The organism is Leptospira yasudae (genome assembly GCF_003545925.1).
Taxonomy (GTDB): Bacteria; Spirochaetota; Leptospiria; order Leptospirales; family Leptospiraceae; genus Leptospira; species Leptospira yasudae.
In genome coordinates this window covers 671,298-696,797 of the sequence record NZ_QHCU01000002.1, presented here as the reverse complement: position 1 = coordinate 696,797, position 25,500 = coordinate 671,298, and the positions used below count along the sequence as shown (strand labels likewise).

At 45.4% G+C, this 25,500-nt stretch carries 22 protein-coding genes; 8 read left to right on the top strand and 14 right to left on the bottom strand.

The window, feature by feature from the left end; genetic code table 11:
* Window positions 1-13: 13 nt before the first annotated feature.
* From DLM76_RS08540 to DLM76_RS08525, 3 genes are all read left to right on the top strand, one after another.
* Window positions 14-898, top strand: a complete 885-nt coding sequence (locus DLM76_RS08540; RefSeq protein WP_118964919.1) for a hypothetical protein — start codon at window positions 14-16, stop codon at window positions 896-898.
* Window positions 899-1,074: 176 nt separating this feature from the next.
* Window positions 1,075-1,995, top strand: coding sequence for a lipase family alpha/beta hydrolase (locus tag DLM76_RS08535; protein WP_118957879.1), 921 nt, complete (start codon window positions 1,075-1,077; stop codon window positions 1,993-1,995).
* Window positions 1,996-2,394: 399 nt separating this feature from the next.
* Window positions 2,395-3,312, top strand: a complete 918-nt coding sequence (locus DLM76_RS08525; RefSeq protein ID WP_118957881.1) for a lipase family alpha/beta hydrolase — start codon at window positions 2,395-2,397, stop codon at window positions 3,310-3,312.
* Window positions 3,313-3,387: 75 nt separating this feature from the next.
* Here DLM76_RS08525 and DLM76_RS08520 read toward each other — a convergent pair whose 3' ends face one another.
* The 5 genes from DLM76_RS08520 to DLM76_RS08500 form a co-directional block, all read right to left on the bottom strand.
* Window positions 3,388-6,510, bottom strand: coding sequence for an efflux RND transporter permease subunit (locus tag DLM76_RS08520; protein WP_118964917.1), 3,123 nt, complete (start codon window positions 6,508-6,510; stop codon window positions 3,388-3,390).
* Window positions 6,476-7,828, bottom strand: a complete 1,353-nt coding sequence (locus tag DLM76_RS08515) for a TolC family protein (RefSeq protein WP_118957883.1) — start codon at window positions 7,826-7,828, stop codon at window positions 6,476-6,478. Before DLM76_RS08515 ends, DLM76_RS08520 begins: the two co-directional genes overlap by 35 nt.
* Before the next feature lie 100 nt (window positions 7,829-7,928).
* Window positions 7,929-8,318: a hypothetical protein gene (locus tag DLM76_RS08510; RefSeq protein WP_118964916.1), complete on the bottom strand. Its 390-nt coding sequence runs from the start codon at window positions 8,316-8,318 to the stop codon at window positions 7,929-7,931.
* A 351-nt stretch (window positions 8,319-8,669) separates the two neighbouring features.
* Window positions 8,670-10,895, bottom strand: coding sequence for a SulP family inorganic anion transporter (locus tag DLM76_RS08505; protein ID WP_118964915.1), 2,226 nt, complete (start codon window positions 10,893-10,895; stop codon window positions 8,670-8,672).
* Window positions 10,896-10,938: 43 nt separating this feature from the next.
* Window positions 10,939-11,277, bottom strand: a complete 339-nt coding sequence (locus tag DLM76_RS08500; protein WP_118957886.1) for a hypothetical protein — start codon at window positions 11,275-11,277, stop codon at window positions 10,939-10,941.
* Between the two features lie 379 nt (window positions 11,278-11,656).
* Between DLM76_RS08500 and DLM76_RS08495 the strand changes: the two genes are divergently transcribed.
* Complete coding sequence (locus DLM76_RS08495; protein WP_118964914.1) at window positions 11,657-12,802, top strand: DUF1577 domain-containing protein; 1,146 nt, start codon at window positions 11,657-11,659, stop codon at window positions 12,800-12,802.
* A 354-nt stretch (window positions 12,803-13,156) separates the two neighbouring features.
* Here the strand turns inward: DLM76_RS08495 and DLM76_RS08485 are convergent, their stop codons facing one another.
* From DLM76_RS08485 to DLM76_RS08475, 3 genes are all read right to left on the bottom strand, one after another.
* A complete protein-coding gene (locus tag DLM76_RS08485; RefSeq protein ID WP_118964912.1) occupies window positions 13,157-14,164 on the bottom strand; it encodes a hypothetical protein in 1,008 nt (335 codons plus the stop codon).
* A gap of 42 nt (window positions 14,165-14,206) precedes the next feature.
* The gene (locus tag DLM76_RS08480; protein WP_118964911.1) at window positions 14,207-14,851 is read right to left on the bottom strand and encodes a DedA family protein; all 645 of its coding nucleotides are present in this window, start codon (window positions 14,849-14,851) and stop codon (window positions 14,207-14,209) included.
* 93 nt (window positions 14,852-14,944) lie between these two features.
* Window positions 14,945-15,277, bottom strand: a complete 333-nt coding sequence (locus tag DLM76_RS08475; protein ID WP_118957891.1) for a hypothetical protein — start codon at window positions 15,275-15,277, stop codon at window positions 14,945-14,947.
* 173 nt (window positions 15,278-15,450) lie between these two features.
* Between DLM76_RS08475 and DLM76_RS08470 the strand changes: the two genes are divergently transcribed.
* Entirely contained in the window at window positions 15,451-16,749 is a 1,299-nt protein-coding gene (locus DLM76_RS08470) for a UvrD-helicase domain-containing protein (RefSeq protein ID WP_118964910.1), read from the top strand.
* Between the two features lie 92 nt (window positions 16,750-16,841).
* On the opposite strand, the gene DLM76_RS08465 is transcribed toward DLM76_RS08470, so the two are convergent.
* A complete protein-coding gene (locus DLM76_RS08465) occupies window positions 16,842-18,401 on the bottom strand; it encodes an SDR family NAD(P)-dependent oxidoreductase (RefSeq protein WP_118964909.1) in 1,560 nt (519 codons plus the stop codon).
* A gap of 182 nt (window positions 18,402-18,583) precedes the next feature.
* On the opposite strand from DLM76_RS08465, the gene DLM76_RS08455 reads away from it, so the two are divergent.
* The 3 genes from DLM76_RS08455 (at window position 18,584) to DLM76_RS08445 (ending at window position 20,755) form a co-directional block, all read left to right on the top strand.
* Complete coding sequence (locus DLM76_RS08455) at window positions 18,584-18,904, top strand: 7(1) septoil knot domain-containing protein (RefSeq protein ID WP_118964907.1); 321 nt, start codon at window positions 18,584-18,586, stop codon at window positions 18,902-18,904.
* Window positions 18,905-19,052: 148 nt separating this feature from the next.
* Complete coding sequence (locus DLM76_RS08450; RefSeq protein WP_118957923.1) at window positions 19,053-19,358, top strand: 7(1) septoil knot domain-containing protein; 306 nt, start codon at window positions 19,053-19,055, stop codon at window positions 19,356-19,358.
* Window positions 19,359-19,603: 245 nt separating this feature from the next.
* Window positions 19,604-20,755, top strand: coding sequence for an adenylate/guanylate cyclase domain-containing protein (locus DLM76_RS08445; protein ID WP_118957924.1), 1,152 nt, complete (start codon window positions 19,604-19,606; stop codon window positions 20,753-20,755).
* Window positions 20,756-20,996: 241 nt separating this feature from the next.
* Here DLM76_RS08445 and DLM76_RS08440 read toward each other — a convergent pair whose 3' ends face one another.
* The 5 genes from DLM76_RS08440 to DLM76_RS08420 all read right to left on the bottom strand — a co-directional run bounded on the left by DLM76_RS08440 (window position 20,997) and on the right by DLM76_RS08420 (window position 25,498).
* Window positions 20,997-21,515, bottom strand: a complete 519-nt coding sequence (locus tag DLM76_RS08440; RefSeq protein WP_118957895.1) for a hypothetical protein — start codon at window positions 21,513-21,515, stop codon at window positions 20,997-20,999.
* A 275-nt stretch (window positions 21,516-21,790) separates the two neighbouring features.
* On the bottom strand, window positions 21,791-23,467 hold the full coding sequence (locus DLM76_RS08435) for an acyl-CoA dehydrogenase family protein (RefSeq protein WP_118964906.1): 1,677 nt from the start codon (window positions 23,465-23,467) through the stop codon (window positions 21,791-21,793).
* A gap of 175 nt (window positions 23,468-23,642) precedes the next feature.
* Entirely contained in the window at window positions 23,643-23,993 is a 351-nt protein-coding gene (locus DLM76_RS08430) for a DUF5615 family PIN-like protein (protein WP_118957897.1), read from the bottom strand.
* A complete protein-coding gene (locus DLM76_RS08425; RefSeq protein WP_167450742.1) occupies window positions 23,990-24,226 on the bottom strand; it encodes a DUF433 domain-containing protein in 237 nt (78 codons plus the stop codon). The genes DLM76_RS08430 and DLM76_RS08425 overlap by 4 nt, the downstream gene beginning before the upstream one ends.
* 72 nt (window positions 24,227-24,298) lie before the next feature.
* Complete coding sequence (locus tag DLM76_RS08420; protein WP_118964905.1) at window positions 24,299-25,498, bottom strand: AZOBR_p60025 family cell surface glycopolymer formation protein; 1,200 nt, start codon at window positions 25,496-25,498, stop codon at window positions 24,299-24,301.
* Window positions 25,499-25,500 lie beyond the last annotated feature (2 nt).

Below are 25,500 nucleotides of genomic sequence, written 5' to 3'. Positions count from 1 at the left end.
CAAACTCTATACGATGAAATCCTCAATCGCTTTCGCTTTACAAAGTCTCGTTTTATCTTCCGCATTACTTTCCTGTTCGTGTTCCTTTTTGGTTTGGAAGAATTCTTCCCTGTCTCTGGAACGAGGATGGTCTTCCTCGGGGAAAGAAATCGTGCAGATGGAAACCCTCTATGAAGAAAAGGATTCTTGGAATCCGTTGATGGGGACCACTCTCAAAAGAAATTACCGTTCCCTAATCCGCATCTTCGATCCGAACGTTGCGTCGCAACCCTTGGAACAAATTCCGTTTTCGTCCTGGATTCTTCCGGGAAGCGTTTACTATCATTCGGGATCGAAGTCGGTTTACTGGATCGGCGGCAAGGACGACGAATACGGAAGCTTTTCCAGAATTCCCGCGGGAATCCGTTTAGCCGATAAACAGAACATTCCATTTTCCTTATATTTACAGCCTGGACAAATCCCGATCCAACTCGTCCCTTCTCCGAACGGAAATTCTTTGGCGTTGATCGTCGCGGTTTTGGACAACGATTTGGAATTCTTAAAGCCCGAATTGATCTGGCTGGATCGAAACGAGGATTCTTCCCTGAGCGCGAATGCAAGAATCGATCTTCCCGAATGGAGAGAAACGCCCGGCCATAGAATTCGCTGGTCCGAAAGATCCGATAAAATCTACATTCAAATTTCTGAATCTGTTTTTACGGTGCATTCGGGGAAGAAGAATCTCCAAAAGGCAGTGGAATTCCCGATTTGCTTTGCCCCTCCCACATCGTTCGGTCCCGTAGGAGTCAGCCCTTCTTCGGAGAACGCGACATCCGTGGAGAAAAACGAAGCTTCTTCCTTTTCGGATTCTCCAAAAATCCGAAACACGAATCAAATTCGTGACTGCAGCACGAAATAAATTCTTCCAAGGATGCGCCCGGCTCATTTTTAAAATTACGAACGTTCGGAATATATAATGTTTTTCTAAAATAATTTACTTAGATCCTGCTTATATTTCCGTTTTTTACTTGATTCATTTACTACCCGCGCTACGTTCCACTGCGTTTCGATTTGAAAATAAATAAGGTGAAGAAAATGAGAAAAGTGAAACTTAGAATTTTGTTAACGTTAGCGTTTTTAATAACGAACGTTATATATGCATCCGGCGGCGGATCTTCGAGCAAGCCTCTTTCCGGAACTTACCCAATCGTCCTTGCTCACGGAACCCTGGGCTGGGGAAACGGATCAACCATCACTGACTATTGGGGCGGAAATGCCGCTTATTTGAGAAATCAAGGCGCGACCGTTTTTACTCCTACCGTAACCTCTCTTGAATCCAGTTCCGCTCGCGCGACTCAACTGAAAACGCAGATCTTAGCAGGACTCGCGGCCAACAATTACACCGGCAAAATTCATATCATCGGCCATTCTCAAGGCGGATTGGATTCCCGTTACATGATCGCAAACCTCGGAATGGCGAGCAAAATCGCTTCGCTTACTACGTTGAATACTCCTCACCGCGGAAGTCCGATCGCGAATATCATGTATTCCGTAATTCCAAGCTGGGCGTTACCTTACGTTTCCACAATCGTGGGAACCGTAGTTCAGGTCGTTTTAGGCCAATCCAACCAAAACGCTTCGAATGCTTTGAAGATGTTCACAACCGCAAATCTGACGACTTTCAATGCGAATACTCCAAACAGTTCCGCAGTGAAATACTTCTCTTACGGTTCGACAATTACGATTCCCGATCTGATTCAACACCCTCTGATGGGATTGTTACAACCTATCTGTGCGATCGGCGGACCTTTCTACGGACTCAGCATCGCAAACGACGGAGTCGTTCCCGATTCTTCTCAAAGATGGGGAACTTGGAAAGGCGGACCTTCGATTCCTCTTTTAACAACCGGGATCGATCACCTGCAAGCTCCGAATACTTTGTATCTCGGTCAACTCTGGTACAATTCCAACGCTTACTTCTTGAAGATGGCGTCTAACGCAAAAAGTAATCAGTAAACATCCGCATTCAAAGAGAGCGTTGGATTCTTTCGGGTAAGAAGAATTTACGTTCTTTTTGAGAACCGTAGATCAATTCCTCTGACTTTTCCCCGCTCCCGCGGTTTTTATAACTGCGGGGCGACTCTTTTGCGTCTAAAAAAACCGGCCTTAGTTCCTCTTCCCCGCGCCAAAACCAACGTTTCCGCCCCAACCGGCACCCGCGCCTTCCTAAAAAGAATTATATTTAAAGAATATACTATTTTAAGAATATTCAATTAGCGTTTTAAATTACGGACGTACGTTATGCGATAAAATTACGCATTTTGAATGTCGCTTAACGTTTTTTTCTTGAACGACGTTCGTTCTCTGCTACCCTTCGTTCTGCGATTCCGGATGGATCGCACGAGGTAAATACAAATGAAAAGTGTGATGAGAATATTAAGTGTTGTGCTTGTCTTCTTTATGACGAGCGTGTTGTCAGCCTCCGGTGGAGGAACGGGAAAACCGCTCTCCGGAAGTTATCCGATCGTTTTAGCTCACGGTTTGTTCGGTTGGGGAAACGGTTCTACGGTAGTCGACTATTGGGGAGGAAACGCGGCGTATCTTCGCAATCAAGGAGCAACCGTTCTAACTCCTTCCGTTACTGCGTTGAATTCCAGCGCAAGCAGAGCTTCTCAATTGAAGACGGCAATCCTCGCGGCAATGGCCGCAAACAATTACACCGGTAAAGTGCATATCATCGGCCACTCGCAAGGCGGATTGGATGCGCGTTACATGGTTTCGAATCTTTCCATGAGCAGCAAGGTTGCAAGCGTAACAACTCTGAATACTCCTCACCAAGGAAGTCCGATCGCAAACATCGTTTTGGCGGTGATCCCGAGCTGGGCTCTTCCTTACGTTTCCACGATTATCGAAACACTTGCGGGTGTGGTTTACGGAGATTCCAGCCAAAACGCGACCGCTGCGTTAAAATTGCTCACAACGGACGGAGCGAAAACGTTCAACGCCTCCGCGCCGAACGCTTCCGGAGTGAAGTATTTTTCTTACGGTTCGACGATCAGCGTGGCGGATCTGATTCAACATCCTGCTATGGGATTGCTCCATCCAATCTGTGCGATCGGCGCTCCTTTTTACGGGATGAGCATCGCAAACGACGGCGTCGTTCCCGATTCCTCTCAAAGATGGGGAACTTGGAAGGGAGGACCTTCTATCCCACTTTTAACGACCGGAATCGATCACCTGGAAGCGACCAACGCTCTCTACTTGGGACAACTCTGGTATGACACGAACGCTTACTTCTTGAAAATGGCTAACAACGCCAAATCCAATCAGTAACCGTTTCGAAGTTTTCGGGATCGTAAAAATGCGGTCCCGAAAACTCCGGAGAATAATTTCTATTTTTTGAATATTCTAATTTTCTGAATTCTTTTCCATCCAATAATAGAACACGGGAAGAATGACAAGCGTAAGCAGAGTGGAAGAAACGATTCCTCCGATCACGACCGTTGCCAACGGTTTCTGAACCTCTGAACCCAAGCCGCCGCCGAACGCCATCGGAATAAACCCGAACGAAGCGACAAGAGCCGTCATGATTACGGGACGGATTCTGCTCGTCGCACCTTCCAAAACCGCATCCCGCACGGAAAGATTTTTTTCCTCTCGGATTCGATGAATCGTATCCAACTTAACGAGTCCGTTTAACACGGCGATTCCGGACAACGCGATACATCCCACGAAAGCGGAAACGCTTAGATCCATTCCTCGCAAAAATAAAAACCAAATTCCTCCCGTAAGAGCGAACGGAACACAAAAGAAAACAAGAAGCGCCTGTCGAACCGATCTCAATCCGAGATACAACACTACAAAGATCATCAACAATGTGGAAGGAAGAATGACCGATAACTTTTCCTTCGCTTTCGCAAGATTCTCGATCTGACCTCCCCAAAAAACCGAATACCCCTGCGGTATGTTCATTGCGGAAATCTTATCCTTTGCTTCGGAATAAAATCCTTCCAAGTCCCTTCCGCGAAGATTCACCGATACGGCGACGAATCTTCTGGATCGGTTCCTGGAAATCGTCATGACCTTTTCCTTTTTATCGATGGAAGCGAGAAGCTTAATCGGAATCATCCCTCCGTCCAACGTGCCGACTCCGATATCGGAGATTTCCGATTCCCTGTTTCTGAATTCTTCCGAAAGCCAGATTTTAATCGGAAACCGAACTTCCTCCTCGTAATAACCTCCGAGCTCGAATCCGCTCATCGAAGATTCGACCACGTTGTTGAACGAGGGAAGAGATATATTATAATATTTTAATTTAGAAGGGTCCGGAGTGATGTCGATCACTCTTGATTTCCGAAGGGCCATGATCGGATCGAGTTCCACCTCCGCAGCTCCGGGAATCTTATGAAGCGTTTCCTTCAAGGTTTCCTGCAGCCCTAAAAGAACGTTTAAATCCTTTCCTAAAATTCGAACGCTGATGTCGGCCCGGCTCCCTTCCAGAAGTTCGTTGAATCTCGCTTCCAAAGGTTGACTGAGCGTCAATTCAGAACTCGGAAAACGATCCTGAACCTTTTTATGAATCCGATCCAAAAAGGGTTCCCAATTCTTTGCCTGAAGCAGATCGTCCAAGGATTTCTTTTTAAGAAGGATGAACGTATCCGCGTTGAAGGTTCCCATCGGATCGTTCGCAACGGAACTCGTTCCGATTCTAGAAAACACGCTTTGCACCTCGGGCATTTCCATGAGAAGTTTTTCGACTTCCTTTTGTTCTTTCAGACTTTCTTCGATGCTTATATCCCCTTCCCGAACGACGACGAGCATCAAATCTCCCTCCATCAACTTCGGAAGAAAGACCGTTCCCATCCTGAAGTAGATCAGTAAGGTTAGAAGAAAGAATACTACCGAGCCGATCACGATGGGTTTCGGCTTGTTCAAAAGAATCGGAAGATAGGTTTCATATAGCGTGACGATCCTGCTTTTTTTCTTCTCTCGATGCGCGCCCTGCCCTTGAGCGGACGGAGAAATGAAAAAGAAAAGCATCGGAGGCAAAAAGAAAACCGCCAAAATCAAACTGAAACCCAAGGCGAGAAGGACCGTCTCGGCCATAGGACGAAACATCTTTCCCGGTATTCCGTCTAACGTTAAAATCGGAACGTACACAAGCATAATCACGACGACTCCGAACGAAACCGGTTTTAAAACCTCCAGAGAAGCGTTCAGAATCGTTTTGATCTTTTCCTCCCGATTGATAAACGAAGTCTTTTCGAAACGGGTCAAAACGTTTTCGGTGATCACGATCGAAGCGTCCACGAGAAGACCGAAATCGATCGCACCCAAACTCATGAGGTTCGCGGAAATTCCGAAAACCTTCATAAAGATGGCGGTTAACAACATGGAACCGGGGATGATCATCGCGACGATTACGGAGGCTTTGATGTTGAACAGAATAAAGAACAAAGTCAGAACGACAAGAATCGCTCCTTCGGCGAGATTCTTGATCACGGTTCTGATCGTCGAGTGGATCAAAAAGGATCTTTCCAAAAGAACCCGAACCTGAACGTCTTCGGGAAGATTCAGACGCGAAACCGCCTGATTCAAATCCGCGTTCACCCGATAGCTATTCTCACCGCGGAGCATCATCGCAGTTCCGAGAACGATTTCCTTTCCTTCGGAGCTCGCTCCGCCTAATCGCTGTTTACCGTGCTCCTTCACCTCCGCGATGTCGCCTACACAAATCGAAGATCCTGTCAGAGTTCTCTTAACCGTCACCTCGGACAAAGAAGCCAAATTCTTTTTGATCCCGTAAGCGCGCACGATCGAAACCTTTCCGTCGTTTTCGATAAAACCGCCTCCGAAACTTTCACCGATCGTGGATAATTCTCCGATCAACTGATCGATCGTAATTCCCCAGGATTTCATCTTGAAAGGATTCAAATCGATATGAATTTCCTTTTCGTATCCTCCGTTGGAATCGACTTCGACGATCCCCGGAACGAGCGCCTTCAACTGAGGACGAACCGTATAATCCTGAACCGTTCTTAAATAAAGCAGAAGATCCTTTTCCGGAAGAAACGCGAGTTTGCTTCCCGGTTTTGCCTCGACCGTATAAAAGAAAATTTCTCCGAGACCCGTCGTGTTCGGAACGATCGTGGGAGAAATTCCGTTGGGAAGTTTCTCCTTGGCGCTCGCCAATCGCTCCAGAACCATGCTGCGAGCCTGATAAATATCCGTTCCTTCTTTAAAGATCAGAGATATATTAGAAAGTCCGAATTTAGATACGGAACGGACGTCGATCAGATTCGGCATTCCCATCAGTTCCGTTTCGAGAGGAAACGTGACGACCTTTTCGACTTGTTCCGGATCGAGAGAACCCGTTTTTACGGTGACGATTACCTGTACGTTCGTGATGTCCGGAACCGCGTCGATCGGAACCTCTTTCAGAGTGAAAAAGGAATAAACGAATAAGAAAAATACGATTCCGACCGAAAGGATCGGATTACTTAAGCTGATATTCAAAAGTCTGGACAGCATGTTTAAAGGTTCCTATAATATCTTTTTCATTCGTGATATGGAGAAGATTGAGCAAGGCTTCGAGATGGGAAATCTGCGCGTCTAAAATCGCGTGATGGGTTTCATGAAGCTGATTTTCCAATTCCAAATAACTCATCATCAAAATTCTTCCTTTTTTAAACTCGACGTCCGCGTAATTCAGATCGCGCTCAATTTCGTCTAACTTGGAAAGATCGTAAAGCCTCAGATTGATCTTGGATTGTTCGTAATCGAGAAACGCCTGCTTGAAAGACGTCTTTACGAGATTCTCCTGATGTTGAAGAATTCCTTGTTTCGACTTTACGTTCGTTTCCGCTGCGGAAATCTTATTTTGAAACTGATCCCAAACCGGAATTCGAAATTTTAAACCGAAATCGTAAAAGCGGTTCGCGACTCCCGATCGGTCCTCGCCCACCTGACTGATGATCGAGTAATCGGGATATTTTTCCAAAGTCGCAAGATTGAGTTCGGTCTTTGCCTTTTCGATTTCTCCCTTGGCGGCCATCAAACTGAGATTTTGCGAAACGGCTTTGGTCTGCAGCCGGTTGAAATCGAACTTTACACCTTCGGAAAAAAACGGAATCCGCAACGAAGGAGAAGATTCCAACATCAGATACAAGTTCATCGCCTCGTATTGTTTGTTCGCATCCAGCTCGAGATCGTTGAAATGTTTTCTCAACGCCAGAATTCTTCTTTGAATGATGAACAGATCCGTCTTGGCTTGAGGAGTGATGAACGGTCTCGCGCGAATATAACTTTCAAGAATCGAAAGTCTTCTCAGTCGTTCCTTGACGTGATTCCGTTTTCCCGCCGAAACCAAATATCGATACGCGAATTTTACCGCGTTAAAACGGATGGAATTGGAAGCTTCCGCGAGTTGGATTTCCTTGATTCGAGAATCGTTATCCACCAAAAGCTGACGCAATTCTTTTCTTCCCGGAAAATAGATCGGCTGTTCGAATTGAAGCGCATATTCCGCCCCGCTTTCGTTGGCCGCGCTTCTTTGTCCGTAGTCGACCGTCACGGCCGGATTCTGCGTTTTTCCCTGTTGTTTGCGCTGATAAAACAGGGATTCCAAATCCGCGTTCAAAGACAAAAGCAACGGAGAATTTTTTTCCGCCAAGCCGACGATCCTGGGAACGTCCAGGGTTTCGTTCGATTCCGCATACGCGGACACGAACGGCAAAAATAAAATTAGAAATACAGAATATATTATTTTTCGAATATTTTGTTTTGATCGAATTTGATCCGCGGAAGAGAAAGGAATTCTCCCGAAAACGGAACTTGAATCGTATCGCATAAACACCTCCTAAAAAATCGGAACGGTCTCGGACCGTGAATAAAGAAACGCAGCGCGCCGCCCTCTATCACAGGCCCGAAAATAAGTTAGGAGGATTGAATCAAATTAGAATGCGAACGGATCGAATCAAACGAATCGGCTGCAGACCAGCCGAAAGAATTTCGCTTGGAACGATCTCGAGCTGCAAAGAAGAATATACGAACGAAAAGAAAACGTTCGCGGAATACAAGTGAATCGGTAAATAAAATCGGATGAGTTTGGAGAATTGAGAATCCGATTCCGAAACCGCGACGGAACCGATATCCCATTCGCAGTTTCTTTCCTCTTCGGAATCCGAATTCTTATCCTGATGACAAGGAGAAACGGATTCGGAATAAACGGATGCATCTTCTAAACCGTAAAATCCGCAAGTCGGTCCGCAATCCAGAAGCAGGACAACAACGGACAACATCGTAAGCAAAATTCCCGCTTTGTAGATCCCGCCTCTCATACCTCCAGCTTAAAGCTAGGATTGGCTTGTCAACGGAAAAAGAGAATTCCAATCAGGAACGGATTTCGATTTTCAAAAACCCAGCCTAAACTGAGAACGTTTCGCAGGATCGCTTTCAAACGAGAGGTATTATTCGAAAAAACATTCATATTTTTGAATATTCTCATCCCTTAAGACATTCGAGGTCCGGTCTTAAAAACGTTAAACGAACTGATGGAAATAGGTCTGGGAAGAATGACGCAGGAATTACGGCTTCGAATCAGGAAGCCGGAGCTACTCTCCGGTTCCTGAAATCGACAATTTACGATTCCCAAATCCATATCGATTCGGAAATCCATCTTCGAATCGTTGTTATTTCGTTTCGAATTGATAACGGAAAATATCGTAATCCCGAAAATCCTTATCGATGTTTATGTGCAGATCGAGAATCTTCCCTTCCTTGATATCATAGACCCAACCGTGAAGCTGCAGATCGTTTCCTTGCGCCCATGCGTTTTGGACGATCGTTGTCATACAAAGATTGTAAACTTGCTCCCGCACGTTGAGTTCTACGAGGCGTTCGTGTTTTTCGTTCTCGTCTAAAATCGCCGAAAGCTCCTTCCGATTGATGCGATACACTTGTTTGATGTTTCGGAGCCAAGCGTCGATCAGACCGTGATACTTTCCGTCGATAGCGGCCTTCACTCCGCCGCATCCGTAATGTCCGCAAACGACGATATGTTTCACTTTAAGAACTTCGACAGAGTATTGAAGAACGGACATCAAGTTCATATCCGTATCGATCACGAGATTGGCGATGTTTCTGTGAACGAAAAGTTCTCCCGCGCTCGTGCCGGTCATTTCGTTAACGGAAATTCTACTATCCGAACAGGAAATCAAAAGATATTGAGGCGCTTGGCCCAACGCAAGATTCTTAAAGTAATCGGGATCTTTCGCAAGCTTTTCTTCGACCCAGATCCGATTGTTATCAAAGAGCCTTTGATAATCCTGTTGAGCGACGACGTCCAGCGGTTTGTTTTTGATCTTCTCATACGAAGAAGTCACGTCGATGATTTCCAGTTTGATGTTGCGCGACTCGGCGACGATCTTGAAGTCTTCGATGATCTCCAAAACGTCCGGGTCGATGTATTTGGACTTGGAACCGTCGATAATCAAATGCGCGTTATTCGGAACTTTTTCGAGTTTATACAACATGCTCGACTTGTTCAGAAAGGAAACGTCCTCGGAAAGGTCGATCTTCACTTCGACTCCGAAAGCCATATCCTTTTTGTTGAACTCGTACGGATTGAGAATGTTTCTTCTCATAATAAAGAAGATGGAAAACAGAGCCCCGATTCCGATACCGATTAGAATGTCCGAAAAAACGATTCCGATCAAAGTCGCCATAAAAGGAAGAAATTGATCCGTTCCTTTTTTATACTGGGCCTTGAGAGTTTTGTAATCCGTAAGTTTATAACCGACGACCAACAAAACCGCTGCCAAAGAAGCCAACGGAATTTTTGCGATCCAAGTCGGAATCAGAATGAGAGAAACGAGAATCAATAAACCGTGCAGAAACGAGGAAAATCTCGTTCTTGCACCCGCTTGTAAATTCGCCGAACTTCGAATAACCACGGATGTGATCGGAAGTCCTCCAAGGATCGCGGAGAATAGGTTTCCGGTTCCCTGCGCGACCAACTCCCGGTTTTTGGAAACAATTCTCCTTTGAGGATCGCTCTTTTCGATCGCATCCAAATTCAGCAGGGTTTCCAAGCTCGCCACGACGCAGATCTTGACCGCGACTATGTAAATCGCCTGATTCTTCCATTGAGAAAGATTCGGAAAATAATCGTCCCGGACAAGATCGGCGACGCTTTCCAAACGAATCGGTTGAATCAAATGGTCCGGACCTACCGCAATCGCAAAACCGAACGAACGTAAGACTTCGTTTAACAAAACGCCCGCTAAAATCGCGACCAAAGAACCGTGAATTAGAAATTTCTTATGAAGCTTCAGCTTTTCCCAAAACAGGATTACAGAAATCGAAACCGTGAACAATAAAACAGCGCCGGGAGTAAACCGTGCAAAAGCGGTCCAGATTTCGGAAAACGTATTTTCCCGATCCCTCTGAAAAAAGTCCATATCCCCTTCGTAGTCCATATCGTAACCGACCGCGTGGGGAATCTGCTTCAGTATCAGAACAGCACCGATCGCCGCCAACATCCCTTTCACGACCGAAGAGGGGAAAAAATTACTGAGAATTCCAGCTTTCAAAAAACCTAATATGATTTGAAAGACTCCCGCGATGCAGAGCGCTAAAAGAAAATCGTTAAAATTTCCGAGCGTCTGGATCGAATCGTAAACGACTACCGTCAATCCGGCCGCCGGACCGCTGACCGATAAAGGCGACTTGCTGATCATGGAAACGACGATACCTCCGACGATACCTCCGATCAAACCGGAGATGATCGGAGCGCCCGATGCGAAGGCGATTCCGATACAAAGAGGAAGCGCGATTAAAAAGACGACCAAGCCCGAAGATATATCGTGTTTCAAGTCGTCCCAGGAAACACGGGGTAGTGATTGTAGAATATTCATAAAAACTCCTGCTCGGGCAAAGGCCCGAAAATTTCGAAAATGATCAGATCGAAAGTAGGAGTTTTTCCGGGGGTGGGTTTTCTATTTCGGTGAAGTGTTGAACCGGGATGAGATTTGCCGGATCGTTGTAACGAGCCGATTCCAAATCATAATGAAGCGCGAAAGAATTCTCTTGCGAAGCGAGATCCTCCAGTTTCAGTTCGGCCGCTTTTTCCTTTTCCGCCTCCGCTTCGGAGGCTTCCGAGGATTCAGTCGCGGCCGCAGCCGGTGAGGCGTTTCTACCGGAATCCATCGGTCGAATCAACGCAATTACGGTATAAAGAATCAAAACGGAGCTCAGGAGCGCGAGAATTCTATGATTCAGGTTGAGTAGAAGGTTCATGATTTTTCATTTAGAACGCCGAATCGAAGAGTTCGTAAAAAGAATTGCCGAACTCGAATCATCCGATTGGAAGTGAAATGATTTTCCTCTCAGGGCGCAAACCAATTCTCGCTAAAATTATTTTTAATCTTTTTTCTTAGACGGTTTTTCAGGACAAATCTGCCCTTTTTTTGAGCAAGAATTCCCCTTTTTGAAAACCGATTCCCGCAGTTCAGCAAGGCCAATCGTTCAATAAATTATTCTATGACATTCTTTAGCCTCTTTTAGCATTATAATAAGCATTATCTTTTTATAATTAGACCGGTCAATTTTTCGTTTACGAATCTTCATCGCGGGCAAATTCTCACATTACAATTCTTAAAAAACAGCACGGCGCGTTATGGAATATTTACAGAAAACCAAACGAGAAATGGATATCATAACGTCCATCGAGCAAAAGAATCACGTCATCACAAAGTATCTTTTAGAAAAAGAACTCACGTTCAAAATCGATCCCTTTGACCGCAAAGCGGTAATTAAAAAAATTCTGGAAGGCGGAGAAAAGATTCTCGTACAGTTATCGAACGTAGAGGATTCTCCCGAAGACAACTACTTCATTCTTTATATGATTCTCGCGAAATACATTCAAATCGAATGTATCCTTCTTCAAAAATTGGAAAAATCGATTTTCGCTTTGAAGGTGGATAAACTCGCGATCGCAAGAAAGAATCGAAACGCGCAGAGATTTCCGGTTAAACCCGGTTCCGTCTATATCACGAACGTAGTCTCTTCCAAAACCGTGATCGAAGCGAACATGTTCAACATTCCGACCCTGGTGAAAGTGAGCTTTGAGGATTATAAAAATCGTCTCAAACAAAGAACGAAGGATGTCGTGAACATCGATACGTTTCGACCGGGTCTCGATCGAAAATTCGAAATCGTTAAAAAGACATTCAAATATCTTCTGATCGAAAACACGCAGGACGCGAACTCGTACAAAAGCGATACGCAGGGAAGAATCAACTACGAACGGGAAGTAGACGACGATTTAACGTCTTGTTTCAAAAAATACAAGGATCAGAAAATTATTTCCGAACTGATCGTGCCGATCATCTATACGAATCATCAGGACGAACAGATTCCCATCGGATACTTTCTCATTCAGAGCAAGGATCGGAATCTTACCGAAGCTTATGCAAAGGAAATTCAAGTCCAAGCCAAGGATATGGTGGAACGAATCAAAGAATCCAACACGATGAAAACCACGGAACGGTTTCAGATTTTAGAGGCTTCCAAAGACGGGATCAAAGTAAAAATCGATCATCCGCATCTGATCGAAACTCTCCCGAAACAAGACGCCTTCGTGTTCGATATCTTCTTTAAGATGCAGGCTCCGTTTACCGTTCAGGGTTTGATCCGTTGGTTTACCAAGGATGCAAACAATCATCTCATTCTCGGAATCGAATTAAGCGGAAAATCAGATCTTCCCGGAGAACGCGCTCGTTACGAATCCAATATCAATCTTTTGAGCAAGAGTCAAATCTAACTGCGATTTTAAGAATCGGGCATATCCGATCAAAGATAAATCTGCATTTGCACACGCAATTGATGGCTTCCGTTTTTGGAGGCAACTTCTCCTTCCAAATCGCGTAGTCGGCCCGCAATTTTAAATGCTGATTCATTAAGTGCAGCCGGCTTTTCCCTGCGGATTTGAAACTCGGAGGAATCTTCCGATCCTTCTTCCGCTTTCGTTTCTTGCGTAAAACGCCCTTGAAATCGAAGGCGGAAATTCAACGAAACATCTTTTTCCTTCGCTTTCCGAACGCTCCGAAACAAAAGAAAAATAAATGAGAATCGAATCCGAACCTCTTACGAAGAAGTCGGCTTCATAAATCAGATCCTAAAACCGAACCTGATATGGATCCAAGTAAGCGTGATCGTTTCTCCAAGGGCGCATTCCGTGAAACTCAACACCCGCGGCTTGTTCCGCCTTTAAAGTGATTTCTTTCCCGCGATGGCGGATAACGCACTTTACGGTTCCGATATCGCTTTGTTCGATGTATCTCGGACTTCCGTCCGGATCGCGGTAGATGTAGCCCGCGATTTGTTCGCGGTCCATTTCCCCTTCCACAAAAATCTCATAGTCGTCGAGACGGGTTTTGAAAGTCACTTTAGGATATTCCACTTTTGTGGCGCTTCTTAAAGAACGGAAAATGGAATGTTGATGGATCGGAACTCCCGCTTTTAAGAGCGTAACGAAGGTCAAGGTCGGCGCGAAGGGTTGCGGGCGGACCGTTACGATTTCCAAGGACCAATTGTCCGGATCATTGTCGAATTTCGGAACAAAAGTCCAATACAACTGAGCGACCCGATTGGTTCCCCAGATATGATTGAAATGTCCATTCGCATTTTGGAATGTGAATTTTTGATTCGCGAGCTGAATCCACCCCGCGACTTCGGTAAACGGAGAAGATACGATGCTTCTCGTTTTCGGAATCGGGGTTTTTTCGAGCCAAGGTGGAAGATGACAAGCGGGTTCTTGTTTATGACGAAACTCCAGATCCCAGGATAAATTCTCCCCTTGCTGCGTTTGAATTTTACCGCGCATGTGATCGGGACCGACCGACGCGTCCGGAAAATCGATCGAATCGTCGGAAATCGTTACGGTTTCATACGGAAAGGATTGGACCGTGGTTCGATGATTTTTAGGATTTTTTCGATCGAACAAAGAGGCCCAAAGGGCCCCGGATGGGAATAAGTCCCGATTGCTTCTGGGATTGAGAGTGGAATATCGGACCCAAAACGCCTGATGAGTCTCGGGAATCAAAATGGCCGCGAACCAGATCTCGAATCTGGGTTTTACAAAGCTCGCCGAAAATTTCGAAATAAAACTTTCTCTTAAGTTCATCGTTTAGCAACAACCCGGGCGAGCTTTTTTGTTTGAAAAAGATTAAACCCTACCCTTTCTTCTTTCCTTCCAGTATTCGATTACCGCAGGCATGACAGAAATAATAATAATTGCGAATATTACAATTTTAAAATTTCTTTTTATGAATTCTAAGTTCCCAAAATAATACCCGCCGAGGATAAAAATCGAGATCCAAACGATTGCGCCGATCACATTATATGCGATAAACTTAACATATGTCATGGTTCCGATTCCCGCGACGAAAGGGGCGAACGTGCGGATTATCGGAATAAATCGAGCGATGATGATCGTTTTACCGCCGTAAATTTCGTAAAATCGATGGGCTTTTTGGAGATGTTCCTTTTTGATCAAAGGTATTTTCTCTTTTTCTAATATCTTTTCTCCGGTAAAGTTCCCCACAGAATAATTGACCGTATCGCCCAAAATCGCGGCGATGATGAGAAGGACGAGCGTACTCCCCAAATCGAGGGAGCCTCTCGCGATAAACGCGCCGACCGCAAAAAGAAGGGAATCTCCGGGAAGGAAAGGCGTAACGACCAAACCGGTTTCCGCAAAGATAATCAAGAATAGAATGACGTAAGTGCCGTTTTGATACGTTTGAATGATCGTATCCAAGTGCGCTTCCAGGTTTAAAAAGAAATCGAGAAAAAACTTAAGGGTTTCCAAGGTACCTCCCCTGCTCGAAAGAGCGAGGTTCTATCGTAAATTCAATTTAGGATAGAATTTACCGAGGATCGGGTAAGTCAAACGCGTAAAACGCTAAAAAAGGAAGCGCTCTTTTCCCGGATTATAACGGAAAATTTTCGTGGGATAATTCAATCGGATCGAATCGGAAGAAAGACCTTTTCGATCGGGTTTGATCCTTGCGTCGAACTCGACTTCGTTTCCCGGTTTCAGATCCATGGATCGGAATTTTCGGGAAAGATAAAAGAGTTGAGCCTGAATCACCGGCTTTCCGGAAATCAACAGACAAATGTCCTGCAGAAGAATTCTCGACAGTTCCGGATTTTTATGAGGAAGCACCGACCCGACCGTAGCGCGGAATCGGGTTCTTTTTCGCGGTAAAACGTGAACGGGGCTTTGCGTCATCATTCGATCTTCACACCTGAGAGAAATCCCATCCCGATCGAAATCGGAAGGACCTATTCAATCCTCCGGTTTCTTTTCGAAAAAGTACAGCCTTTTTCCCGGAACATATCAAAAAATCCGAATATTCTCTCCTTTTTTCCGCTTTCAAGAACCGGGTTCAACAACGGAGCAAACGAGTGGAAAAGAAGGTTTTATACAGCGAGGCCCAAAAAGCGGTCATCGAAGAAAATACGAGATTCGTTCAAGTCGTAGCCGCGGCCGGTTCGGGTAAAACGAGCACGATGGTCGGAATCATCGAACGAATTTTAGTCGAAAACTTATTTCCGGAAGAATCCGTTCTGGTCTTGACGTTTTCCAGAAAAGCCGCAGGAGAAATTTCGGAACGAATCTTACGAGCCACCGGAAAGGATTCGATCCGAGTTCAGACGTTTCACGCCTATTGTTTGTATGCGCTCAGCCGTTGGCATCCGAAGTTTAAAGTTCAAAAACCGAAGATCCTTCCGCCGGAGGATAAGATTCTATTTTATCGGGAATATCTGAAATCGAAACGGGACGAAGTCGGCGGAATTCCTTACGAGCTTTTTTGGGCGGAGAATGTTCCTTATATTCGGGAATATTTTCCGGAATTGAAAAAGAATCTCGAGTTCGCTTATCAAAATTACAAAAAGGAAAACGGTTTTTTGGACTTTGAGGATTTGGTGAGAATGTTTTTGGAAGGTCTGGAAAACGAAGAAGCGTGGACGTTCGAACCGAAACGAACGCTTCGAAAAATCATCGTGGACGAGTTTCAAGATACGGACTCGGAACAACTCGAGTTCTTAAAACTCCTTTCTCAAAGCGCTTCGATTACGGTCGTCGGAGACGATTCTCAAAGTATATACGGATTTCGAGGTTGTTCTCCATTCGCTTTTTTGAATTTTCAAAAGTTATTTCAACCTTGTAGGATTCATTTCTTGAACGTAAACTATCGATCTCTTCCCGAAATCATTCGTGCTTCCGCGATCCCCATCGGAAAAAACCGTGAAAAAATCGAAAAGGAAGTTCTTCCGGCGCGCGCAGGAAAGGGACTCGCGGGAAGAATTCCGATCGAAGAAGTTTCGGACTTGATTCCCTTTTTGATTCGATCGCTCGAACCGGCCGAGAACGACGTTAAAATTCTATGTCGTTCGAACTTTAGAATTGCTGAATATGTTCGAGCCGGTGTTCCCGAAGATTTCCTGATGACGATACACGCGAGCAAGGGTTTGGAATTCCACACCGTTTTTGTGGACGTGGCCGACGGATGGAACGCAAAACCGGATTCTCCTTTGGAGCTGCTCGAAGAGGAAAGAAGAATTTTGTATGTCGGTTTATCGCGAGCGAAGAATCGTCTGTTGATTTTGGGTCCCGCGAAAAAAACGAGAAGGGAAACGATCGAAAGCGAATTCTTCGAAACCTTTAAGAAACTGAAAACGATCGAGCCGGAGGATTTGTGATTGGATCGATAACGAGACGGATGATCCAATAGAAATTAGATCGGTTTTCGACGGCGACGGCTTTTAAAAGCTTCGGTCAATGCACGGACCGATCACCAATCGATCGGAAAGTAATCCTTTAAGAACTTACCGCACCAATGTTTGCCGGTTAAGATTCCGTCAAAGAACGGATCACAAACACGCGCCGCCCCGTCTACGATATCCAGAGGCGGTTGAAAATCGTGCAGATCCTGTTTTCTTTGGGACAATTCGATCGGGTCCTCGTCGGTCACCCAACCCGTATCCACGGCATTCATATAAATTCCGTCTTTTGCAAAATCGCTCGCAGACGTGTGCGTGAGCATATTCAACGCGGCCTTTGCCATGTTGGTATGAGGATGTCTGTCTTCTTTTTTAAACCGATGAAACTTTCCTTCCATCGCGGAGACGTTCACGATATGTTTTTGTCCCGTGTTTTCTCTTCGCATAATGCCAACGAGGCGATTGCAAAGAACGAAGGGAGCGACCGCGTTGACGAGTTGAACTTCGAGCATCTCGGAGGTTTGAATTTCTCCGAGTTTCAGTCTCCAACTGTTCGTTTTTCTCAGATCGACCTGCTGTAAATCGGCGTCGAGTTGTCCTTCCGGAAAAACCGTCTCCAATTCGAAAGAATTATCGTGAGAGTACGGAATCTGAGAAAGCTGCGCCGAAGAACGAATGCCGACCCCGGGAATTTTTCCGTTCCAGCTGACGGGAAGAGCCGCTTCGTTTGCGAGATTCCCTCCGCCGAAAGAAGTCAAACGTTCCTTGCAATCCCGATGCAACTTCAAAAGCTGAGCGGCTTCTTTCGGTATATCCTTATATTCTAATAATTCGGATTGAATCATGTGGGAATAAAAGCCGGGAGGTCTGCGAACCGTCTGCGCTGCGTTATTGATTAAAATATCCAGACGATCCACGGTTTGTTCGATGTAACTTGCGAACAATTCCACGCTCGGAGTATGCCTCAGATCCAATCCGAAAATTTGAAGACGATCGGACCAATGGGAAAAATCCTCCTCTTTGGAAAAACGCAGTGCCGCATCCACGGGGAAACGAGTCGTAGCGATCACGGTCGCCCCCGCGCGAAGCAGCATCAACGTCGCTTGATAGCCGATTTTTAATCTTGCGCCCGTAATCAAGGCGACTTGTCCGTATAAGGAAGCGGTCTGATATCTTTTTTTATAGTTCAAATCCCCGCATTCGACGCACATCGCATCGTAAAAGAAATGAAGACGCGTATATTCCTTTTTACAAATATAACAATTTCGTGGTGAAGCTAACTCGGGCGCGTTTTCGCTTTTCCAGATATCGGTTTGATCCGCGATTTGCAGAGGTGCTTTGAATACGGTCGCGGTCCGCGCCAAACGGATTCCGGTCAATGCACGCGCTTTCTTTTCAGAAGCGACGACTTCTTTTCTTCTGCTGTGTTTGATCGTTTTATTGCGAATTCGGATTTCGTTCCGATCCGGACGGGAAATTTTACCGGCGACGATCATCAACGCGATGCGTTCTTTTTCGGGAATCGACGTCAACAATTCCGGTTTTTCGGTCAATGATTCGAGAAAGCGAATGCATTCCTGTATCTCATCGATGGATGGTTTGTCTTTGCCGTTTTGTTTGGAATCGTTCATGGACCGTTGCCCGCATCATTAGGAAGAATCGCGAAAGCGTTTCTTCCCTTCATTCCACTATACCGAAAAAAAGAGTCGATTGAGCAACTCAATTTCCCTTACAAAATCGCTTCTTTTGGAACCTTAAAGAATCGAATCGTTCCAATGGACGTTTTGAAAATATACGCGGGAGCCGATCGCTTATGAAAACGAAAATTCTCATCCTTTGCTTATTTCTTTTTTTAAGCGGAAATGCGACCTACGCTAAGAACGGCGACAGCGCTTGTCTGTTTAAAGGAAAGAAGTTATACGGAAGAATAAAAATCGTAACGAGCTTCCCCGATATCAAAGTTAAAGTCGTTGAATCCTTTCCGGATTTAAAAGTTAAGATCGTGGATTCTTTTCCCGATTCCTGCGGAGAATGGAAAATGGTCGAATCGTTTCCTGACACGAAGATACAATTCGTAGAAAGTTTCCCGGATATAAAGATCAAATATGTGACTTCTTTTCCGGGGCTAAAATAGATCCTTTTTCCGTTAATACGAACAATCCCGATAACAGGTCGTTCATTACCATTTTATCGCCGTTGGTTAAAAATTAGTTTCCAAAAATAAATTTCCGGGCTTATATTCGTAGCAAGAGGAGAATCGAATGACAAGAAAAGTGTTGTTAATGATTTTTTCAATCTGCCTGGTGATAGCGGCGGGAACTGCGTATGCCGGCAACGTTCAATCCGGTTGTACGTTCAACGGCAAGAAACTGTACGGAAAGATTCAGATCGTAACGAGTTTCCCGGACGTAAAAGTGCAGGAAGTGACTTCCTTTCCGGACCTAAAGGTGCAGAAGGTAACGTCCTTTCCCGACTCTTGCGGTAAATGGGAGATCGTAAATTCCTTTCCCGATACGAAGGTTCAGTTCGTAACCAGCTTTCCGGATATTAAAATCCAATACGTGACAAGCTTTCCGGGAGAAAATTAAACCGATCGTTTGGAAAACTGAAATTCGATTTACAAGAAATCTTTTTTGTAAGTCGAAATTCAAAAGATACGATCAAAGCGAAATTCCCCCTAAAGCCCTTTCTCTTCGAACCGAAACCTCACTAAGATTCCCTAAAATTGTGCTTGAGATTGAAGTCGTTTTTCATTCCATGTTCGAATGATTTTCGAACCATCAAATCGAAACATCGGTCTATATTGCGCATGGAAATACAAGAAGAGATTGGAATGAAAGATATTCTGAATTGGTTGTCCAGTCCGTCGTCGAGGGAATTGGAATCCAAAGAACTTATAGAGACTTTAAATCAAAAAATTATAGAAGCTGGAATTCCGGTCTGGAGATTTTTCACGAGCATTCCCACGATGCATCCGGAAGTAATGGTTCGTTCTTTGATCTGGACCAGAGGGGAAGAAACACAAGTCGTGTTGATCCCTCACGACGGTCTTCAACAGCAACAATACAAAGATAGCCCGATCTTTCTGATTCGTGAAGGCGCGCGTGATTTTATCCGCTGCAAGTTGGTCGGGCCGGACGCCGACCTTTCCTATCCGATCTGCGTCGACTTACGGGAAAAAGGCGGAACCGATTACTGCATCTTCGTTTCCGTATTCGGCACCAATATTCGAAGCGCCATTTCTTGGACGACGGATGCGCCCGGAGGATTTACGGACGAACAGATCGAATCGCTGAATTCGATTCGAAGCGTTCTTTCACTGCGCTTAGATTTGGAATCCAGAAAGTTTGCGGTCAACGAATTGCTCGAAGTCTATCTCGGACCGAACGCATCCAAACGCGTCCTTTCGGGAGAATTCATGAGAGGAACGGGAGAAACGATTTACGCGGCGATTCTTTGCGCCGACCTGAGAGACTTTTCCTCCTTGAGTGAAAACAATTCTCCGAAACGAATCGTGGAAGTCCTCGATCATTATTTCGAACTTACCGCGCAACCGATCCAGGAAGAGAAAGGTGAAATTCTAAAATTTATCGGAGACGCGATTCTCGCCGTTTTTCCCGCCGAAGAGAATGATCCGCATAAGGCGTGTTTGGCGGCCTTGAACGCGGCTCGAAAAATCCAGAACTCTGTAACACAGTGGAACGCGGAACACCCCGAAACTCAGATTCATCTGGGAATGGCCCTGAACGTAGGCGACGTCGTTTACGGAAACGTAGGCGCTAAGGACAGACTCGACTTTACCGTAATCGGAAACGCGGTCAATCAAGCGTTTCGGGTTGAATCTCTTTGCAAGGATTTCGGAAAGAGCATTCTTACTACGGAAGAATTCGCAAACAAAGCGGGTAAGGAAAATTTCGAGTTTGTCGGCGCGAGAAACTTAAAAGGTATCACCGGAGAACGGAATATCTATTCTCCTCGGAACTGAAAGGACGGAAGAATTTTAAAAAGAAGAATGAAATCGCAAAAGTGTCGGAGTTCCCACAGAATCTATAATCGGGATTTTACTTTACAAAAACAGAATTTTCCGATAGAGAAAAATCGTCCGAGTTCTCCCACCGCCTCTCCCCTCCACCCAAAATTAGGGTGGGGCGCTCGTTTTACGGAAGACGTCGGAGTTCCGACAACCTCTTCATGAATTGATTCCCGCTCTAAATCAAGAATGGAATTTAAACCGAAGTCTCCGGAGTTTTTAAAGAGTCTCGGATAATTCTTTCCACCATTTTCGCATCCGAGAAAGCGTCGACGTGCTGGATCACCTTAATCCGCTTATTGTCGTTCAATATCACGATAACGGAATGTAACTCTTTGGAGTCGCGTCCGTAGGAATCATCTTCCGTTTCCGTTTTTATGAATTTGACGTCGCCTTTCCGAATCAACTTTCGTCCGTAGATCGGAATCGGAAGATCGTAAACCGCAATGTGCCAGACGTCGATCCGAATGTTCGTAGAATTGAACGAATCTAAAGTCAGATAATACAATATATAACCCGGAATGAACAAGGATAACATTTTGATAAGCGTGAAAACGGATAGATCGTATTTCAGAAAATCGATCGAAAGCGATCCTATCATTAAAAGAGATAGAATGATTCCCAAAAGGGAAGAAAATCGAAATCGATCGTAAGAACATATGATTCTTCCTTTCTTTTGTTTTACGGTGAGTTTATCCGATATCTTTTCTTCCATTCAATCTCTTCCGGTCGGGTCCGGGCCTTTTTTACGTTCTGTTTTCCCGGAAAACTCAGCGCAAGCTCCCTATGGGTCGCTTTGTAGGAGTAGCGTAAGCCGCCAAGCGGTTGCAGCGAGGGGAAGGTTTTCCCCTCTCCGAGTATATTATAATATTAGAAAGTCTTTTCTCGAAAGATCGGTTCCAATAAAAAAAGACGGTATCAAGCCCGCCTTTTTTATTCAACGAAGTGCGATCCGAAACGCGAACGCACTTCTTAGTTTGATCTTGAAGATCAGCCTGCCGCGTATTGATCCATGAGGGATTTCGCAATCACTCTCAGAGCCATTACTTCTTCCGCTCCTTCAAAGATCGAGAATACGCGAGCGTCCACGAAATAACGGGAAACCGCATATTCTTCCGCGTATCCCATACCACCGTGAATCTGCATCGCTTCGCGAGTTACCCACTCTGCAACTTTAGAAGCGTAGAACTTAATCAGAGTCGCTTCCATCTGTCCTTTATGGTCGTCCAAAAGATTCGCAACGTGGTTCGCGAACTGACGAGATGCCTGGAGAATCACCGCCATTCTCGCGATCTTATACTTGGTTAAGTTGTATTCGTAGATCGGTTTTTGGAACACCGCTCTTTCTTGAGCGTAACGAAGAGCCGCTTCGAGAGCCGCCTGCATCACACCGTGAGCGCGCGCTGCGGTCTGGATTCTTCCTCCCGCAAACCCTTCCATCTGGAAGTAGAAACCTTTTCCTCTGCCTTCTTCTCCGCCTAACAGGTTCTCTGCGGGAACGAAGTAGTTGTCGAAGGAAACTTCGAAAGAGTGCATACCGCGGTAGCCGATGGTTCCGATCGCTTTTCCTTCGATCTTTCCGCCTTCGGGTTGTGTGTAAGTAAACTCGTGACCGGTAAAGCTAGGTTTCTCGGCGAGAAGAATGGAAAGTCCTTTGTGTTTTAAGGAAGGATCGGATTCCGTTCTGCAAAGAATCAAAAGAAGGTTCGCGTAACCGGCGAATGTACACCAAGTTTTTACGCCGTTGATGACCCAACCGCCGTTCACGGGTTTTGCGGTGACGGAAACTCCGGCAACATCGGAACCGTAATTCGGTTCGGTCACCATGATACCCGCCATTCTTTCTCCGGATGCGAGAAGAGGAAGCCACTTGTCCTTCTGTGCCTGCGTTCCGCCTTTGAGAAGAGCCTTAGACATGATCTCCGGTCTTGTAATCAAAGAACCCGCGATTCCCAAACCGCCTCTGGAAAGTTCTTCGGTAACGACGAGCATGGAAAGATTATCCGGTTTGTCGTTCGGTTGAATTCCACCGTAAGACTCGGGAATACAAAGACCGAAACAGCCCATGTCTTTGAGTCCGCCGATGATGTCTTCGGGAATGATATCGTCGTGTCTATGAACGTGTTCCGCGTGAGGCATAACCACGTCTTCCGCAAACTTTTTAAAAGTCTCACGGAACATCTCGTGATCGTCGTCCAGACCGTAAGCGCCGAAGTGGCCTTTTGCTACGATCTTATCGGCGATCTCGTTGTAGTTTTGGATCGCCATCGCGTTTTCTAAGAATTGATTGATTTCGTCGTTGTAGATTTTGGAAACGAGATCGGAAGCTTTGATTCCGTATTCGGAAGGACGGGAACTGATTTCGGAACGAACGTGGTTCACGGTTTCAGCCGCAAACACGACCGCCATTTCCTGTTCTAGGTCGCCGGTTCCGCGGGAAGCGTCCCATGCGTATTCAATAAATTTCTCTGCGATTTTTTGTTCGGAAGTAAGCCAAGCGATTTGATACTGAACGAGTTGGTTTTCGTCCATCTTGTCCACGGAAACTTTTCCGTTTACGCTGCAGCGTTTTGCAAGGGCTTTTGTAACTTCTTCAATCACTCCCGCAGAAACGGAAAGTGCTTTTTTCGCGGTTGCTTGATCAACGGCGGTCTTAGTTGCGCTCATGGGTTTTTAATCCTGATGTAAAAAATTCGAATCTGGTTACTACAAAATCACGACTTCTCCCCCTGTCATTTGCTTTTTGAGCGGCATTCTGAGGGAAGAAGGGACCGCCTCAGGGCAAGCGAAATCGGAGGATTATGTCGGGAAATCCGCGATAAAAGAAGGTGAAGCGATTCCGTTAATGAACGATCAACCCTTCGTTGGAAAGTTCCAGCCAGTGATTGTTTTCAAACTCGATTAGAATCGTATTCATCAATTGGTCGAAAAGGAGAATCAAGTCCTTGTTCCGAATGTTTCCGGTCGTAACGGAGAGAAGCTTTCTCGGTTCGTTTCTTAAAAGATAAGAATCTAAAAAATCGGAGTCCTTCGTTATCAGAATTAAATTTCGTTCATTGCAAAAAGCGGAAATTTCGGAATCCTGGGTTCTTTCCTTTTTCGGAAGATCTCCCGTATGCCATGCTTCTATATCGCGGTCCTTGAGATATTGAACGAGACTCGGTGGAAGCTGAGCATCGACGAAGAACTTCATGCAGAAGCTTTATAAATCGATTTTATCTTCACCAAGTTGGAAGCATATTCCAGACAGGCGAGAATGTCTTCTCTTTCCAAAGTCGGATAATCTTCTCTAATTTCGCCTTCGCTCATCCCTGAGGAAAGCAGATCCAAAATTAATTCTACAGTGTATCTTTGATTTCGAATCGTAGGTTTACCGTGGCAAACATCGGGATTCAAAGTGATACGACTGAGCAATGGATGGTTCACAACAAAAATATGAACCGATCTCACCCGATGTCAAATCTTTATCGGACATTTTAACGTGTGTTCGGATCGGTCTTAACGAACGACGTAATCCTGAACCTTATACAAAACGGTAAGTCTCGCCAGAATCAGAACCAAATTGATCAGAAACAGGAAGACGAACGGACGATCGATGATGTCGTCGTCTTCGGCTTTGATAAAAAGATACAGAGGAATCGCGAACGTAAAAAGACGGATCGTATTGATATACTCGGACCAGAAATGGTAGTGATTCGCGATCGCGATCATCAAAACCACCAGAGAAAAACCGACCTTGTAAAACGTTCCCTTCTTCCAACTGCCTGTAAACGGAATCAAAAACATCGTCAAGAACTGAAGGACGAGAGGAAACTTGGAAAAGGAACGAATGATGGGTTTAATTCCTTCTCCGCTTGAAAAACTCGCGACCAACTCCATTAGATATTTATAAATTCCTTCGAAAGGAATCATGAAGACCGCGAGCCTCGTAGGCGTCCAATTCGGCAACGTGTATTTGAGATAGGTCTGCCACAGAAACGGGACCAGCAGCGTAGAACCCACAATCAACATCTTCTTTACGTCTTTTCTGGATAAGGCCGCGAGCCCCAAAGCGAAAAGATAAAACAACGCCGGTTCTTTCGTGACCAAAGCCAAACCGGAAAGAAGATAAAACGGAACGTAGTTTTCCTTTTCGTAAAAGTATATCGCGAGAACGATCAAGGAAACCATGATCGTGTCGCTCACGAGAACCGAATAACTCGCCAGCGTAAACGGAGAAATCAGATACAAGATCGCCCAATGCGATTTATCCTTCAGAAGAATTCGTAGCGCGAGATAGGAAAGATACAATAAGGAAAGGCTGAGAATATACATCCCCGCGATGTTTCCCCATTTCCCGAAAATTCCCCAAACCGAAATGAGCAAAGGATAACCGATGCGGGGCGCTCTGTAAGTCGGATCAAAACCTTCCGGCCACTGAAAGCTGAAATTGGAAATCGATCTGGAATAATAATAAAAGATCTGACCGTCGTAACCCGCGCCGAGATCCCCTTCCTTTCCCTTGAACGCAATGACTCCGCGCGGAGATTCCGCTTCGTTCTTTTTGATGAATTCTTCTCCGAAGTTGACCATGGAGGAAGGATTCCATTCGTAACGGGACCAAAGCGCCAGCGTCACAAAGCCGTATAACGAAACGAGTACGATCAATCCCTTAACGGGAGAATCGAGCTTGCGGAACAAAGATTCAAGTTTTTGCATAT